Here is a 14,397-nt window from a genome sequence, read left to right on the forward strand (position 1 = left end):
CACGTCCGGACCGCCCTGTCGCTCGCCGAGTAGCGCCTGCCAACCGGTCTGGTTGTGGCGTCGGTCCCAGATACCGACCCCTTCCATCTGCAATGCCGAGGCGGTGTCATTCCGGTCGTCGAGCATCGGGGCAATGAGGAGCTGCCCCTGTAGCGCGGGGCCACCGCGATCCCGCGCCAACAAAGCGACTCCCGCAGCCAGACCACCCCCGGCGCTCACGCCGCCGATCACGATGCGGTCGGGGTCGATGCCGAGTTCGTCGGCGTGGTCCACGGTCCACGTCAGTCCGGCATAGGAATCCTCGACAGGCGCCGGATCGGGATATTCGGGGGCGAGCCGGTATTCGACCGATACCACCGCTATTCCCAGCGGTGCAGCCAGGTCGAGCACGGGAAGGAAGCCGGCGCGGGCATTGCCCGAGACCATGCCGCCGCCGTGGATGTTGTAGATCGCTGGGAAGGGTGCTTCACCTGCGGTCGGTAAACAGACCAGCAGCGTGATGTCCGGGTGACCGGCCGGTCCCGGCACCTGACGCTCGAAAAATGTGTAGGCGCCACCGTGACGAAGTTCCTCGTCGGTCGCGGTAGCGAGCTTCTCGGTCATCTCCCGGAAAGCCGGGATTTTCTCGGGTGTGAGTATCTCCGGCAAGATCGCTTTCAGTGCCGCGAGGCCAGCCTCGCACTCCGGGTCGATCGGTGGCCGCGGCCCCACAACGGGCGCCTGCGGTGCACGTGGCAATTCACGATCGGTAGCGATCCCGATTTCATCGGACATGGTCATGACAAACCTCGAATATGTTTTGCGGCCCGCTTCGGTGTGGCCGACATCGCAATCTTGCCGACTAGCGGAATCAAATTGCGCCCGACATCCGGCGGCGATTAACCGCCATCCGTCGGGTCGCTTGGAGCATCCTCGAAAAGGTGGTCACGGTACAGTCGCGCCATTATCGATCACCATTACCGTTCCGATGATCTGTTTGCTTCCTCGGATGCGGTGAACAGAACGATCTTGGGTATGTCAACCGGCTTCCCGGCCCCCACTGATTGGGCACGAGCCATAGCCTGATCATCCGGTGTCTCGGTCGCTCCATACCCAGAATATTCATACTGCCGAAACGTTTCGCCGATTCGGCAATCAATCCTGAAGCGAGCCCGGTAAATAGCACGACTCTGCCCTGCGTTCTATTTCTTCCTCACTTGGTCTATCCGCTCCGGCTCGACGATGTCGAGCGGTACTATAGGCGAATCGGCCTCATTGTGGAAATTTTCCGATACATGGCGGCAGGCGGCCTGAGTCACCCTGACCGTCGTACCGTTGTCGATCGCGGTTGTTGTGCCTGTGATCTGCCGGGCTTCGTCCGATGCGAGAAACTGGACGAGGTTGGCTACGTCGACCGGCTGGCCGATCCCGGCGGCCCGATTTGCCTCCAAAGCAGGCCCTGCTGGCATATTCGCCAATTCGCGCCGAACCATCGGCGTGTTATGCACGCCGGGCGACCGCGTTGACTCGAATCCCATAACCACGGTCCCGGCAATGCACCGCGACCGAACGAGTCAGGCCCACGATTCCCGCCTTGGCCGCAGAATATGCGGGCAGACCGGCCTCCCCCGAAGGCCCGCGATCGATGCGATGTTGATGATCGATCCATCCTTTGAGTCGGCGATCAGCGGCATGCCATATTTGCAGCCCAGAAAGGTGCCATCCAATAGCACTCGCTGATGCAGCCGAAATCCTCGATGGTGCACTCCTCGATAGATCCGCTGCGGAAGGCCGGCATTGTTCACGGGTGTATGCAAGCCGCCGAATAGCTTTCCGTTTCAGCTATGACGGCTCGGCACCCGGGCTCGTTACTGACATCGTGCTCCAGAAAAACAGCGCCTGAAATCGATTCGGCCGTCGCTCGCCCGAGGTCAGCGTTGATATCTGTCATAACGACCGCCGCACTCTCCTACGCGAACCGCTCGGCCATTGCCGCGCCCAGGCCAGAGGCCGCCCCCTTAATCAATGCAATCTTGCTTCCAGCCGCGCTGGATTATTCCTTTCCGAGTTTCCGCATCACCGATTCTGAGCAGACTGCGATCATCGGAATACGCAACTGATCGCGATCGGATGACTAATCCCATAGCCGACCTATCGGCTAGGTGGAACCCGACGCTACGGATTGGCAATGGGCTTATCCAGCCGACGAACGGCGGGCAGATGCCGCGATTCGGCGGCCCTCGCCTATTTGGCGGATCTGCGCAACCTTTCCGCTTCAGCCATACCGTCATCGCCCCCGCCGAACCTGAGCGGATATGGCAGGTCCCTACCGGCAATCACGCTCTGGCCTCCTGGGCTCGGGGCATCACCGACGTCCGCACGATAAAGAAAAGCCAGGGCACCCAAAATAGCTGCCGCATTGAACATCTAGTCGGCGTCACCCGCCGCTCGCGGGCCCACGAGCTGTTACGGTCTCGGCGATAGACGGCGTGAACATGCTCGGTCCGACCGGTTGCTCACGAGTTGATGACGAGCTCGACCTGGTCGCGTTTGGTGTGCAGGTCCCAGTACAGCGTCGCGATATCGTCCGGGTCGCGGTGCGGATAACCTTCGGGCGCTCGGGCGGCGGGCAGCAAATTGATGGCCACGTTCGCGACATGGACCCCTTGGTCCGCGAGAACGCGGTGCAGGTTGATAGCCCAGTTGCGCAAGCCGGCCTGGGCGATGACGGCCAGCATGGGGTACGGGTTGATCGCTCCGCCCCGTCAGCGTGTTTTCCAGTCGGTCGGGCACTGTGCATCCATGGCACCCAGGATGCGCTGGGCCACGGCACCCAGCTGGCGCTGCTGTGCCCGGGTCAATGGGTCGAACACGCGTCTGCGGACCTCGTCGACATGCCCGGGCGCCGCGAGGGTGACCTTTTCCCAGCCCGCCTCCGTGAGACTCGCCAGGGTGAAGCGACCGTCGGACGGATCCGCCTCGCGGCGCACCCAATCCCGCTTCTCCAATTTGCTCACCACGTTGGACAGCCGGGACAGGGTGCTGCCGGTGAACTGAGCTACGTCGCTCATCCGCAGGGTGCGGTCCGGCGCTATGGACAAGGCCGACAGTACGAGGTAGTCGAAGTAGCCGATGCCCGCTTCTCGCTGCATCTGCGCTTCCAACGCCGCCGGCAGTAAGGTGAGCACATACGCGAACGCGTACCAGGTCTGCTGCTCGTCAGCATCGAGCCAACGGGGTTCCCGCGTGTCCTCCGATTCACCCATATGTGTCATAGTAACTTCAAGAATAAAGTAATGCAAATAATCCATAACTTTAAACATGAAGTTATCTCATATGCATTCACTAAAATCTTGAACCTGCCTTCAAAAGTGCGAGGAATCTATGAACGTCTTCTTGTGGATCATCGCGCGCGTGCTCGCCCACCCGAGGCTGTGCGCCCGACACGAAAATGCTGGGCGCACAGCCACATTCACCTCAAACCCCGGTGAGCTTCCGGGAAATATCGATGATCTGACGGGTAACCGCCTCGTCCACGACAATGGGCGTGCGGCGCTCGAAATCTCCGGGCTTGTCCCAGTACACCGCGGCGGGCTCATAGTCGACTCGGCTTGCTTGCACTGCGTTATGAGCCGATTCCTCGACAGAGTTGAACAACAGCGGACCGACAACCTTCGCCGATGCACGCATGTACCACGGCGACATCCGCAGGATGTCGGTCTTCGCTGCGCCCGCGTTCACTACGCCCGCGCGTATGCCCGGTTCAGTGCGAGCGAGATGAGCAGCATAGTGATGGTTCGACACATGAATAGACTTGCGCGCCCGACTGAAACTGAACGGCTCGAATGTGGGGAACATCTCGAGGTCGACGCTCGTCGACGGAGAGACCCGCGCGGTCATCATGACAACATGCGGATGCTCGGCATGGCGTAGCGCTGGCAGCAGCAGCTGCGTGAGGTGGTAGCGACTCAAGTAGTTGACCGTGAAGAACGGATGCAGCCCGTCCGCCGTCCGCATCTCCTGGGAGGTGAGTACCCCGGTCGTGTGCAGGACCACGTCGAAGCGATCGCTATCGGCGAGGACGCGCGCTGCGGCTTCCCGGACACCGTCGTGAGTCGACAGGTCGACCGAGTAGAACGAGGCACGCTCGGCGGCGGAGCCGAACGACGCGATCGCCTCCTCACCCTTGCGTTGGTCACGCCCGAGCAAAACGACGTGGTAGCCGAGCGCGAGGAACATCCGCGCCGCATGCAGCCCGATTCCGCTGTTGCCACCGCTGATGAGAATGGATTGCACGACAGTCCCTTTCGTTGACGAATGAGCCGCCCGACGGGATGACCACAACTGAGGTCAGAGGCGGATGGAAGCCGAAGTGATCCAACGAGGACAGCATCCAGTCACTTCAAGCTTGCACTCAACACTAGCACGACACTTCAATATAAAAGTGATAGATTCTCCAAATAACTTCAATCTTGAATCACGATACTCGACCGTATCGGCTTTGCCACGGCCGAGAGTGATGTCCACCACTCTTGCTGTCCGACCGGTCAGTTCTGACCGATCGGACAGCATCATGGCTGCCATGGCCCGTTCACGCGTCGATTTGCGCAGCCAGCTTCTGCAGAGCGCCCTTCTACTCTTCGCCACTCACGGTTTCGGCGGGACAACACTGCAGGACATCGCCACCGAGGTGGGCTGTTCGAAGGCCTCGCTGCTCTGTCACTTCGGCAGCAAGGAAGCCATCTTCACCGAGCTGCTCACGCCGACATCGACGGCCGCAACAGGAACTCATCGCGCACCTGACCGACGCCCCCGACGGCTCGGTTGCCGACGCCGCTGTAGCGGGCTTCGTCGACCTGGTGCTGCGGTTCCGGCGCGAGATGGTGCTACGCCTGATGGAAGCCGCGGAGATCGCTGGCAACCCCGCGCTCAGGTCTTTGCCCCACGAGGGCGAGCGACTGCTAGATGCTGTAGCCGGACGGTCGAGCCTGCCCCGCGACCGCCTGCGCGCCTGGATGTTGCTCGGCGCAGTGGTGGTGGGCGCCACGACCGTACCGGACATGCCACATTCCCAGTTACGCGGCGAACTGTTCGGCGGCGGGCGACTGCTCGATAGCGGTTGTGCCGCAAACGAACCCGACGAACCGTGAGCGAGCTCGTTCGGCTGTAGATTGCAGCGAAAAGGAGCTTTGGAATGTACGCTCTCTGATATCGGCTCGGCCGCTTCAGTTGTCGCGGTCGATGTCTTGGTCGCGCTTACCCTGCTACCAGCCATTCTCGGTTTTGCCGGACGCCGCATTTTACCCCCATCCGCGCGAAGGTCGCGGCCGTCGACGGTTCGGAGGTCCGCCTCACCGGCTCCACTGCGGTCGGCGTCGATATCTCGGCGAAACTCTCCGCCGCGCTACCGATCTACCTGCTGATTGCGGTCGGATTCACGATCCTGCCGCTCATACTGGTGTCCGGTCCGTCCTCGGGCCCATCAAAGCCGCAGTCGGCTTCCTACTCACCCTGGGCGCGAGCTTCGGAATCACCGTATTCGTATTCCAGCAGGGCCATCTGGCCAACCTGATTGGGATCCACATGCCAGCTCCGTTGGTCAGTTTCCTGCCGATCATGCTGATCGGTATTCTGTTCGGCCTCGCCATGGATTACGCGGTGTTCCTGGTCTCCCGCGTGCGAGAGGACTTTGACCACGACAAGAACCCACAGCAGGCCATCATCAGTGGTCTCGGGCACAACGCCCGCGTCATCACTGCCGCGGCATTGATCATGATGTCGGTCTTCGCCGGATTCATGCTCGCGCCGGATCCGGTCATCAAATCGGTCGGCTTCGCTTTGGCTGTCGGGGTATTCATCGACGCGTTCATCGTCCGCATGAGCCTGGCACCCGCTGTAATGTCGCTGCCCGGCCGCGCCGCGTGGTGGCTACCCCCCCGTTGGACAAGATCCTGTCCGACCTCGACCTCTACCTCGATGTCCAAGGCGCGAAGCGTTCGCGCATGGTCGGTGAGCGCAGTTGATCAGGGGTTGTCGACCCGCACAGTCTCGGTGCGATTCGCCTGAAGTCGCCCGCGCATCAGGCTTTCGCAGATCCGAGGACCGGTGCGCCCACGATACTGAGTGCATAATCGCCATATTGCCGGGCGACCTCCGGCGCGGAGACATCGCCATCGTCGCGAAACCAGCGAGCGACCGACACACACATTTCCCGGATCGCAAAGGACGCCACTTTCGGGGATTCGACAGTGAACAGCCCGGCCTGCTTGCCGTCGACGATCAGTTGCCTGAACGAGTGCTCGTGTTCGCGCCGGATTTGTTGGGCCGCAGAGAGGTTCGGTTCCTCGAGGTGCACAGTGTCCTGGTTCACCACCAGAGCCTCGCGCCGGTGTGTCGCATGGCGCAAGGCGTACACGAGGGTGGCTCGGTGCAACCTCTCGACTGGATCGTCTACCTCGGCCATCACTCCGTCGAAATCCTCCACTACCCGGTCGAGGGTTTCCATCACAATGTCGAGCAGCAGCGATTGCTTCGATTCGATATGTGCGTACAGGCTCGGGGTTCGCAACCCCAAGGATTCGGCCACATCCTTCAAAGATGTGCCGTGATAGCCACGTTCAGCAAACAACGTCAGCGCCGCTTGACGCACATCAGCCTTCGTCACCGCCGGGATTGCCGCCGAGCGTCTGTCGACGTGACCTGTCATCACGGGCCCTTTCGTATATTGGTCGCCATGGCAAATTAACTATAGTTAGTTCAGTTCGAAAGCGTCCAACCACCGTACGCAGATCTAGATCGATGGGCACAATCCTGGCAAAATGCGCATGCAGCCGCGTACCGGGGAGACCTACTCGAGCCAGAGCTGTGGAGCCTCAGCACTGCCGCATAGTGGTACTTCTTCGATGCACTGCATTCCACCATTCGTTCCGCGCGACATCCGACATCGCGCCATACGATCTGCGGGCGACCGCACTGACGGAGGCATCAACTGGGGAATGACGGCTCCGGGCCTGCGGCAACTTCTGCCTGTGTTCCCGATATACGCCCCATCGAAGAGTCATGCTGTTCGACGGCCGCGCGTTCATCCGCAGGCGATCGGCTCATGCGGTTCATTTCCGCAGCCGCTTCCTCAACCGCATCGACTATGCCGATGTAGCCGGTACAGCGACAAATGTTGCCTGACATTTCCTCTCGGATCCGCTCTCGACTGGGTTCGACCTCACGATGCAGGAGGTCGAGCGCCGACATGAGCATTCCCGGGGTGCAGAATCCGCATTGCAGGCCGTGCCGGTCGCAAAACGCCCGCTGCAACGGGTGCCACGAACCATCGTCGGCGGCCATTCCTTCGACCGTCGTTACAGACGATCCATCGGCTTGCACGGCGAACATCAGGCATGCCCGCACAGGTCCTCCATCGACCAAAATGGTGCAAGCGCCGCAGACGCCGTGCTCACAGCCGAGATGAGTGCCGGTCAGCCCGAGGTCTTCGCGGAGAGCATCTGCGAGAGTCTTGCGGGGCTCGACGTCGATAGCAGCTCGTTCTCCATTGACGGTGAATTCAATACGCATCAGTGGGCTCCTGCCTTGTTTCCGATTGCCTGGGTCAGCGCTCGGCGAGTGAACTCCTCGGTCATCGCGATTCGGTAGTCCGCTGATGCGTGGAGATCCGAGGCTGCCGTGATCTCGTTCGCGGCGGCGCGTGCTGCTTCGGTGATCTTCTCGTCTGTCATCGGTCCGTCCGCCAGAATCGATTCGGCCCCGAGAGGCCGGATAGGTACCGCACTGACGCCGCCTATGGCAACTCGCACAGCTCCGTTCACCTCCACTACAGCGACCGTGACGAGACCGAAGTCACCGTGCCGGCGGGCGAATTCCGCGAATCCGTACCGTTCCGGAATCGGAAAATCGATGGCAGTGAGGATCTCGCTCTCACTCAGAGACGTCTCGAGGGGACCGACGAAGAGGTCGCCGACATCCACAGTGCGAAATCCACTGGGTCCGTGGACATGCACGACTGCGCCCAAAGCGGTTGCCACGACCGGCAGTTCAGCGGAGGGGTCGGCGTGAGCGATGCTGCCGCCCGCAGTGCCCCGCGTTCGGATGGCACTGTGGCCGATCCACTGCGCCGCCTCCGACAGCAGCGGAAGGTGCGTCTGATCGATCAGCTCGGAGTGCCGAACCAGTGCCCCCACACGGACGGTGTCGCCGTTTGCCTTCTCGATGGTGTCGAGTCCGGGCACTCGGTTGATGTCGACCAGAATTGACGGTCGTCCGAGGCGCATCGCCAAGACGGGGACGAGACTCTGTCCGCCTGCCAGAACCTTGCCGTCGCCGTCCGCTGATTCCAGGATCTCGATTGCCTCGGCAACAGAGGACGGGCGGCTGTAGTCGAATGGTGCAGCCTTCATAGGTGCATTCTCACTTTCCTACGAACTTCGGCAGCCGGTTCTCGGCGCGGGCGACCCGACTCTCGGCGAAGTCGTCGCTCGTCCAGCAGTCATCGAACTCGTCGTCAAGCCGGTCGTCCCAGGTGTCGAATTCGGTCAGCGTTTGCAATGCGCGTTTGGAGTAGCGCAACGAGAGCGGCGCGTAGGAAGCGATCTCGTGTGCGAGCGCCCTCGCGTCCTCGGTGGTGCCGACTCTGTCCGCGAGCCCACGGGTGAGCGCCATCGTTGCGTCGAGCGTGTCGCACGCGAGCAGCAGCGCGCGAGCGGTCGCTCCCCCAGCCAACGCGGCAAGCCGACGGATCGTCCAAGGATCGACGGCGAGCCCGTTGCGGGCAGTCGGTATCGCGAATCGCGCGGTGGGAGCGGCGATGCGCAGATCGCATGCGATTGCCAGCTGCGTGCCGGCCCCGATCGCGGGACCGTTGACCGCCGCGATCACCGGGACGGGCGCTTCGCTGATGACGTGCAGCGCGGTGTAGAGGGCGGCGCGGAAGCCATCGCTATAGACGCCGCCGAGGTCCGCACCAGCACTGAAGGTGCTGCCCGCACCGCTGATGACGAGTGCCCGACGACCCGACGACACGCATTCTTCGACCGCCGTCGTGAGCTGGGTCAGGTGGGCGACGTCGAGGGCGTTGCGCTTTTCGTGACGGTCGAGGGTGACCTCGGCAATGTCGCCGTGTTCGGTGACGGTGATCATCGCATGGCCTCCCACAGGGAAGCCGGTGTGATCGGGAGATGAAGTATTTCCACGCCGACCGCGTTGTGGACTGCACCAGCGAGTACCGCGTTGGGTCCTAGCGTGCCGCCCTCTCCGACTCCGCGGACACCGAGCGGGTTGTCGGCCGGGACGGAGATGTGCTCGATGATCATCTCTGGGACCTCGTGGCTGGTCGGCATCAAATAGTCCATCAATGTTCCGGTCGACAGGTTGCCAGCGTCGTCGTAGACGAGATGTTCGTACATGGCGCCACCGATGCCCTGCGCGATGGAACCGACTATCTGCCCCTCCACGACCATCGGGTTGATCACCCGCCCAGCGTCCTCGGTACACACCCATTTGAGGATCTTCAGGTCTCCGGTGTCGCGATCTATCTCGATGGTGGCCGCCTGCGCGCCCGCTGCGAAGGCCCCTCGGATCGGATCGAAGAATCGCGTGGCCTGCAGGCCTGGTTCTATTCCTTGCGGGAGCTTGTTCGACTCCAGATAGGCGATCCGGGCCAGCTCTGCGAGCGTTGCTACGGGTTTGGTGTCATCAGGTCCCCAGATCTCGCCGTCCCTGCACTCGAGGTCCGACTCGTCGATCTCGTGCAGGGCGGCGGCGAGTTTGAGGACCTTGGCTTTGACTGCTTCGCCGGTTCTGTGCGCGGCGCCTCCGCCGATGACAGCCTGCCGAGAGCTGAAAGCCCCGAACCCCCAGAGGGATTCGTTCGTGTCGCCGATGCGCACGTTGACATCGTCGTAGCGAACGCCCACTGCGTCGGCAACGACCTGCGCGATGGTGGTCTCCGAGCCCTGTCCTTGCGTAGTGACTCCGCTGAGCACGGTCACCTTGCCGTCGGGATCGATGCGCACGGTGCACGCCTCGTGGCCGGTGCGGAACGGCATCCGCGGGCCGGCGGCGGCGGCACGTCCTAGCCCCGTGAGTTCGTTGTAGCAAGCGAAACCGATGCCGATCGGGTTCTCACCTGTCTGTCGCCGCCGATGTTGCTCGGTGAGAAAGGCGTCATAATCTATCGCCTCGACGCATTTGTCCAGACATGCGCCGTACCAGCCGGAGTCGTCGACCAGCCGACTGGGCATCCGGTATGGGATCTCCTCAGGAGTAATCAGGTTCTTGCGTCTGATCTCGAGGTCGGTCATTCCCAGCTCGCCGGCGGCCGCGGTCAGCAACGATTCCATCGCGAAGACCGTTGCCGGTCGAGCCACTCCGCGGTAAGGGCCCGCGCAGGAGGTATTGGTGGTGACACCGCGGGTCACGCAGCGGTAGTTGTCGAGTCGATACGGTCCGGACAGCAGGCCGCCTGCCATGAGAGGCTCGATGCCCGCGGTCCACGGATATACCGAGTAGGCGCCGACGTTGCAGGTGACATCCGCGTCAACGGCGAGCAGGGTTCCGTCCTTCGCGAAACCCGCTCTGACGAGATACCGATGATCGCGAGCGTGTGCGGCTGCTGCCAGGTGCTCGGCTCGGTCCTCGATCCACTTGACCGGATAGCCCCTCATTTCTCGTGCCATCACACACAACGCGACATCTTCCGGGTACAGGACAGCCTTGGTTCCGAACCCGCCACCGACGTCGGGTGCAATGACGCGCACATTGGACTCGGCCAGGCCGAGTAGCTCTGCGAGCATGTTGCGGACCAGGTGCGGAATCTGGGTGCCCGACCACAGAGTGAGCTTGTCCTCGACCGGATCCCACAGCGCCACCCCGGCACGGCATTCCATCGGATTCCCGGCATGTCGATTGGTGGTGAGTTCGCGTTCGACGACGACATGCGATAGTTCGAAAGCGGCATCGACGTCCCCCGAATCGAATTTCCGCTCCAGCAGGATGTTGTCAGGTGCTTCCTCGTGGACCGGCACTTCGGGTGGCGCCCAGGCGAGGACGGTTGCGGGTAGCTGCTCGTAGTCGATCTCGATCCGTTCGATCGCATCCTCTGCGGCATAACGGTTTTCGGCAACAACTGCTGCCACTGCTTCACCGGCGAAGCGGGCCTTCTGCCACGCAAGGATCGGTTGAGCGGTCTCTACATACGACGGAAGCGCTGACTGCGCGCGCAGAGCGACCGATTTGAACGCGGGCATTCCGCCTGCGAATACACCATAAACTCCCGGCATAGCCTCAGCCGCGGCGACGTCGACGTCGGTAATAGTGGCATGCCCGTATGGACTACGGAGGAAGGCGACGTGCCGCATCCGCGGCAGATCGAGATCGGAGACGTATCGACCATGGCCGGTGATCAATCGTCCGTCTTCCTTGCGGTGGACGGACCTACCGACCGCACCGGTTCCGCGTTGTGCGGCACGCTCGTTCGTCATGGCATCGAGTACCCGCCGTTGACTGACACGATCTGGCCGGTTGTCCACGACGACTTCGGCGACGACAGCAACAAGATAGTAGGCGTGACGTCATCGGGAATGCCGAATCGGCGCAGCGGATATGCCGAGAGGATGCGCTTCATCTTCGCATCGTCGGCGTTACCGGTATGGGCGTCGAGGCTGCCGGTCTGCACCAATGCGATAGATACGGCGTTCGCGCGGATCTTATGGCGGGCAAGTTCTTTCGCCAGGGACTTCGTCAGTCCCACCGTCGTGGCTCGGGTGGTCGCGGTGACGAGTAGACGGGATTCACCCACGCGGCCGGAGTCGCCCATCAGGTTGACGATCGAGCCTTCGACGTTGCATTCGACCATTTGACGGGCCACGGCCTGCGTGACACGAAGAGTCCCGGCGACGGTGATGGCGATCTGAGGAGCCCAATCCTCCTCGGTCGTCTCCAGGAAGGGCTTGCTCTGGGTGACGGCGGAGTTGTTGATGAGGATATCGATCGGTCCGATTTCGGCCTTGACTGCGTCGACTGCAGCTTTCACGGCGGAACCGTCCGCGAGGTCGGCGCCGACAGCCATGGCACGCACGCCGAGGGTTGCAGCTTCCTTTGCTGCTTCCTCGGCACCGTGGGCGGAGGAGTGGTAGTGGAATGCCACGTTCGCGCCCTCCGCCGCGAACGCGAGGCCGATCGCACGGCCCAGCCCCTTGCCCGCTCCAGTAACGAGAACGGTCTTGTCTGCAAGATCGAGTTTCATGGTCAGCTCTCCTTGTTGTAGTTCCAGCTCGGCGCACCGTCCCTGATCCGCAGTCGTCCGGCCCGCATGCCGGGGAAATGTGCGGCGAGGATGTCGGTATCGGTATCGGTGAACTCTGCGACGAAGTCGGCGCGGACAGCGGCTGCCGCAACGGAGTCGAAATCGAAGGCGAAATGCCAATGCGGTTCAACGAGTTCGACCGGAGTATGGGCGAGGTCACCGATCAGTGCGGCGCGCTGTCCTTCGCTGGAAATGATGAAAGTGGTTGATCCCGGAGTGTGTCCGGGGGTGTGCCGAGCGTCCAGCCCTGGGGCAAGGGTCAGATCAGAGGTGAAGAGTTCGAGCCTGCTCTCGAGCGGCGCAAGCTTGCGTACAGCACCTGGTTCCGCGGCAGGACTTTCGACGAAGTGCTCCCAGTCGGACTTGTGCACACGGTATGTCGCGTTCTCGAAGACGACGGCACCCTTCTTCGTTGCCCATCCGACGTGGTCGAAATGCAGATGTGTGAAAACCACGTCGGTGATGTCGTCCGGGTCCAGCCCGTGCGTCTTAAGGGATTCGAGAAATTGTCCGCCGCGGTATTTTCCGTTGTCGATCGTCCCCACACCGGCGTCGACGAGGATGTTGCGATCGCGGGAGCGGATCAGATAGCCACCGACGGCGAGTTCGAGACTTCCGTCCTCGGCGAGTAGTTCCGGGTGCTCGTCCCATGGGTCGCCTGGAGCCTCGGGCCTAGATAGGATCTCACGCGGATCCTCGCGGCCGGCGCCGTCGACAAGAGGGACGAGAAGTAGCGAACCTACCTTCACCGGGCGTCCTCGGTGCTGCCGATGCAGGGCGGAAGGACGAGGTTGATGGTGAGCGGGACGCCCATGCCCCCGGTGGGGTAACCGCCGCCGAATGCAACCGGTCCGGGTCCACGGCGCCTACGGGTGAGGAGAAGGATCAGCGCGATCACGGCCGTCAGCGCTCCGGCGGCGGGTATAGCGTACTTCGCGACAATGTCGCCCATGCTGCCCATGACATCGAGAGGTTCGACCTCGTCGATCGACTTGGGGCGCGAAGATGCAGCGGCGGTGCCATCCGTTGTGCTCCTGGCAATTTCGGCTTCGAGGTTCTTGACGAACTGCCCGAGGAGCCTGTTGGAAACGTCGGCGATGACGCCACGGCCGAAGCCGGCGGCGCGACCGGACAGTGCGAGATCGGTGAGCACGTGGACCTCGGTGCCGGAGCCTTGTTCGGTCAATGTGGCGGTGATGAGTGCCTTGGCACCACCTTGGCCGCCGACGTCCTTGCCCTCGCCTTGAATGACCGCCCGGTAGTGCGCGGGGTCCTTTTCGAGGAATCGGCCCGCGCCTTTGTACTGGGCCGAGACCGGCCCGACCTTGATCTTCACGCCGCCCTCGAACTCGTCGCCATTCACGCTCGAAACCGCGGCGCCGGGCAGGCACGGGATCACTCGTTCCAGATCGAGTAGGACCTCCCACGTGTCTGCCACGGGACGGTCCACCGAGAAGGTGTTGGTCAGTTCCATCGGAGCATCCTAACTAATAATCGTTAGTATAGACTCTACGGATTGCATCTAGCGGTGTCAATTTGCGTTGAGCAGCCCGGACGATCGTTGCGCCGGAGGCACAGCGGAGGCGGGCCTTTTATGCAATAGCGCTACCGCACAACGGATTCGACAGGAGAACAAGCGTGAACGCAGAGGCAGTTGGTGTGCGCCAGAATCTGACCGTCGCGGATTTCAAAGTTCGCCGCGCGGTCACGACACGGTGGTCCGACAACGACATGTACGGCCACCTGAACAACGCCGTGTACTACCAGCTCTTCGATGCGGCGATCAATGGTTGGATCATCGAACAAGCCCGTATCGACCCCATCGCCACACCGGCGTTGGGCGTCGTCGTCGAGTCCAGTTGCCGGTACTTCGAGCAGCTTCAGTTCCCCCAAGCGCTCGAGGTAGGTATCCGTGTGGCCAGGTTGGGCCGTACCAGTGTCACCTACGACCTCGGGATATTTCCCGCCGAGATGCCCGAGAGGACGGCCGTCGCCGCACAAGGCCGGTGGGTACATGTCTACGTTGACCGTGGTACGCGCCGCCCGGTAATGATCCCCGCCGACTTGCGCCGACTTTTCGAGTCGGCCAACGGATAGGAGTTCCG

Annotated in this window: 17 protein-coding genes and 2 pseudogenes; 5 read left to right on the forward strand and 14 right to left on the reverse strand. The window is 62.2% G+C overall.

Going from position 1 to position 14,397, the window contains the following annotated elements; genetic code table 11:
- The 6 genes and pseudogenes from ON44_RS14520 to ON44_RS14540 form a co-directional block, all read right to left on the reverse strand.
- On the reverse strand, window positions 1–780 hold a 780-nt coding region (locus ON44_RS14520; protein WP_051182011.1), incomplete at its 3' end, for an alpha/beta hydrolase.
- Between the two features lie 401 nt (window positions 781–1,181).
- A complete protein-coding gene (locus ON44_RS53985; RefSeq protein ID WP_063721566.1) occupies window positions 1,182–1,472 on the reverse strand; it encodes an SDR family oxidoreductase in 291 nt (96 codons plus the stop codon).
- Between the two features lie 7 nt (window positions 1,473–1,479).
- A pseudogene (locus ON44_RS53990) lies at window positions 1,480–1,796 on the reverse strand (SDR family NAD(P)-dependent oxidoreductase).
- 699 nt (window positions 1,797–2,495) lie between these two features.
- Window positions 2,496–2,717 carry a Rossmann-fold NAD(P)-binding domain-containing protein gene (locus tag ON44_RS14530; protein ID WP_051182012.1) on the reverse strand — a complete coding sequence of 74 codons (222 nt, stop codon included), beginning with the start codon at window positions 2,715–2,717 and terminating at the stop codon, window positions 2,496–2,498.
- Between the two features lie 27 nt (window positions 2,718–2,744).
- Entirely contained in the window at window positions 2,745–3,245 is a 501-nt protein-coding gene (locus tag ON44_RS14535; RefSeq protein WP_040690233.1) for a MarR family winged helix-turn-helix transcriptional regulator, read from the reverse strand.
- 211 nt (window positions 3,246–3,456) lie between these two features.
- Entirely contained in the window at window positions 3,457–4,275 is an 819-nt protein-coding gene (locus ON44_RS14540; RefSeq protein ID WP_040690234.1) for an SDR family NAD(P)-dependent oxidoreductase, read from the reverse strand.
- A gap of 286 nt (window positions 4,276–4,561) precedes the next feature.
- Here ON44_RS14540 and ON44_RS53995 point away from each other — a divergent pair.
- From ON44_RS53995 to ON44_RS51945, 4 genes and pseudogenes are all read left to right on the forward strand, one after another.
- A pseudogene (locus tag ON44_RS53995) lies at window positions 4,562–4,723 on the forward strand (TetR/AcrR family transcriptional regulator); the annotation flags it as partial.
- Between the two features lie 115 nt (window positions 4,724–4,838).
- Window positions 4,839–5,129, forward strand: coding sequence for a hypothetical protein (locus tag ON44_RS52525; protein ID WP_051182013.1), 291 nt, complete (start codon window positions 4,839–4,841; stop codon window positions 5,127–5,129).
- Between the two features lie 39 nt (window positions 5,130–5,168).
- Window positions 5,169–5,402: an MMPL family transporter gene (locus ON44_RS50195; protein WP_157187150.1), complete on the forward strand. Its 234-nt coding sequence runs from the start codon at window positions 5,169–5,171 to the stop codon at window positions 5,400–5,402.
- A gap of 88 nt (window positions 5,403–5,490) precedes the next feature.
- Window positions 5,491–6,045 carry an MMPL family transporter gene (locus ON44_RS51945; RefSeq protein ID WP_281005158.1) on the forward strand — a complete coding sequence of 185 codons (555 nt, stop codon included), beginning with the start codon at window positions 5,491–5,493 and terminating at the stop codon, window positions 6,043–6,045.
- Window positions 6,046–6,058: 13 nt separating this feature from the next.
- Here ON44_RS51945 and ON44_RS14555 read toward each other — a convergent pair whose 3' ends face one another.
- The 8 genes from ON44_RS14555 to ON44_RS14590 all read right to left on the reverse strand — a co-directional run bounded on the left by ON44_RS14555 (window position 6,059) and on the right by ON44_RS14590 (window position 13,766).
- Window positions 6,059–6,643 carry a TetR/AcrR family transcriptional regulator gene (locus tag ON44_RS14555; protein WP_040690238.1) on the reverse strand — a complete coding sequence of 195 codons (585 nt, stop codon included), beginning with the start codon at window positions 6,641–6,643 and terminating at the stop codon, window positions 6,059–6,061.
- A 320-nt stretch (window positions 6,644–6,963) separates the two neighbouring features.
- Entirely contained in the window at window positions 6,964–7,548 is a 585-nt protein-coding gene (locus ON44_RS14560; RefSeq protein WP_083897870.1) for a (2Fe-2S)-binding protein, read from the reverse strand.
- A complete protein-coding gene (locus ON44_RS14565) occupies window positions 7,548–8,387 on the reverse strand; it encodes an FAD binding domain-containing protein (protein WP_040690240.1) in 840 nt (279 codons plus the stop codon). Before ON44_RS14565 ends, ON44_RS14560 begins: the two co-directional genes overlap by 1 nt.
- Window positions 8,388–8,397: 10 nt before the next feature.
- Complete coding sequence (locus tag ON44_RS14570; RefSeq protein ID WP_040690244.1) at window positions 8,398–9,126, reverse strand: enoyl-CoA hydratase; 729 nt, start codon at window positions 9,124–9,126, stop codon at window positions 8,398–8,400.
- Window positions 9,123–11,468, reverse strand: a complete 2,346-nt coding sequence (locus ON44_RS14575) for a xanthine dehydrogenase family protein molybdopterin-binding subunit (RefSeq protein WP_040690246.1) — start codon at window positions 11,466–11,468, stop codon at window positions 9,123–9,125. The genes ON44_RS14570 and ON44_RS14575 overlap by 4 nt, the downstream gene beginning before the upstream one ends.
- A complete protein-coding gene (locus tag ON44_RS14580; RefSeq protein ID WP_040690249.1) occupies window positions 11,465–12,232 on the reverse strand; it encodes an SDR family NAD(P)-dependent oxidoreductase in 768 nt (255 codons plus the stop codon). Before ON44_RS14580 ends, ON44_RS14575 begins: the two co-directional genes overlap by 4 nt.
- A 2-nt stretch (window positions 12,233–12,234) precedes the next feature.
- Window positions 12,235–13,041: an MBL fold metallo-hydrolase gene (locus ON44_RS14585; RefSeq protein WP_040690250.1), complete on the reverse strand. Its 807-nt coding sequence runs from the start codon at window positions 13,039–13,041 to the stop codon at window positions 12,235–12,237.
- On the reverse strand, window positions 13,038–13,766 hold the full coding sequence (locus ON44_RS14590; protein WP_051182015.1) for an SRPBCC family protein: 729 nt from the start codon (window positions 13,764–13,766) through the stop codon (window positions 13,038–13,040). Before ON44_RS14590 ends, ON44_RS14585 begins: the two co-directional genes overlap by 4 nt.
- A 164-nt stretch (window positions 13,767–13,930) precedes the next feature.
- On the opposite strand from ON44_RS14590, the gene ON44_RS14595 reads away from it, so the two are divergent.
- Entirely contained in the window at window positions 13,931–14,389 is a 459-nt protein-coding gene (locus ON44_RS14595) for an acyl-CoA thioesterase (protein WP_085998538.1), read from the forward strand.
- Window positions 14,390–14,397 lie beyond the last annotated feature (8 nt).

Origin of the sequence: Nocardia vinacea NBRC 16497 (assembly GCF_000308835.1) — a bacterium.
Taxonomy (GTDB): Bacteria; Actinomycetota; Actinomycetes; order Mycobacteriales; family Mycobacteriaceae; genus Nocardia; species Nocardia vinacea.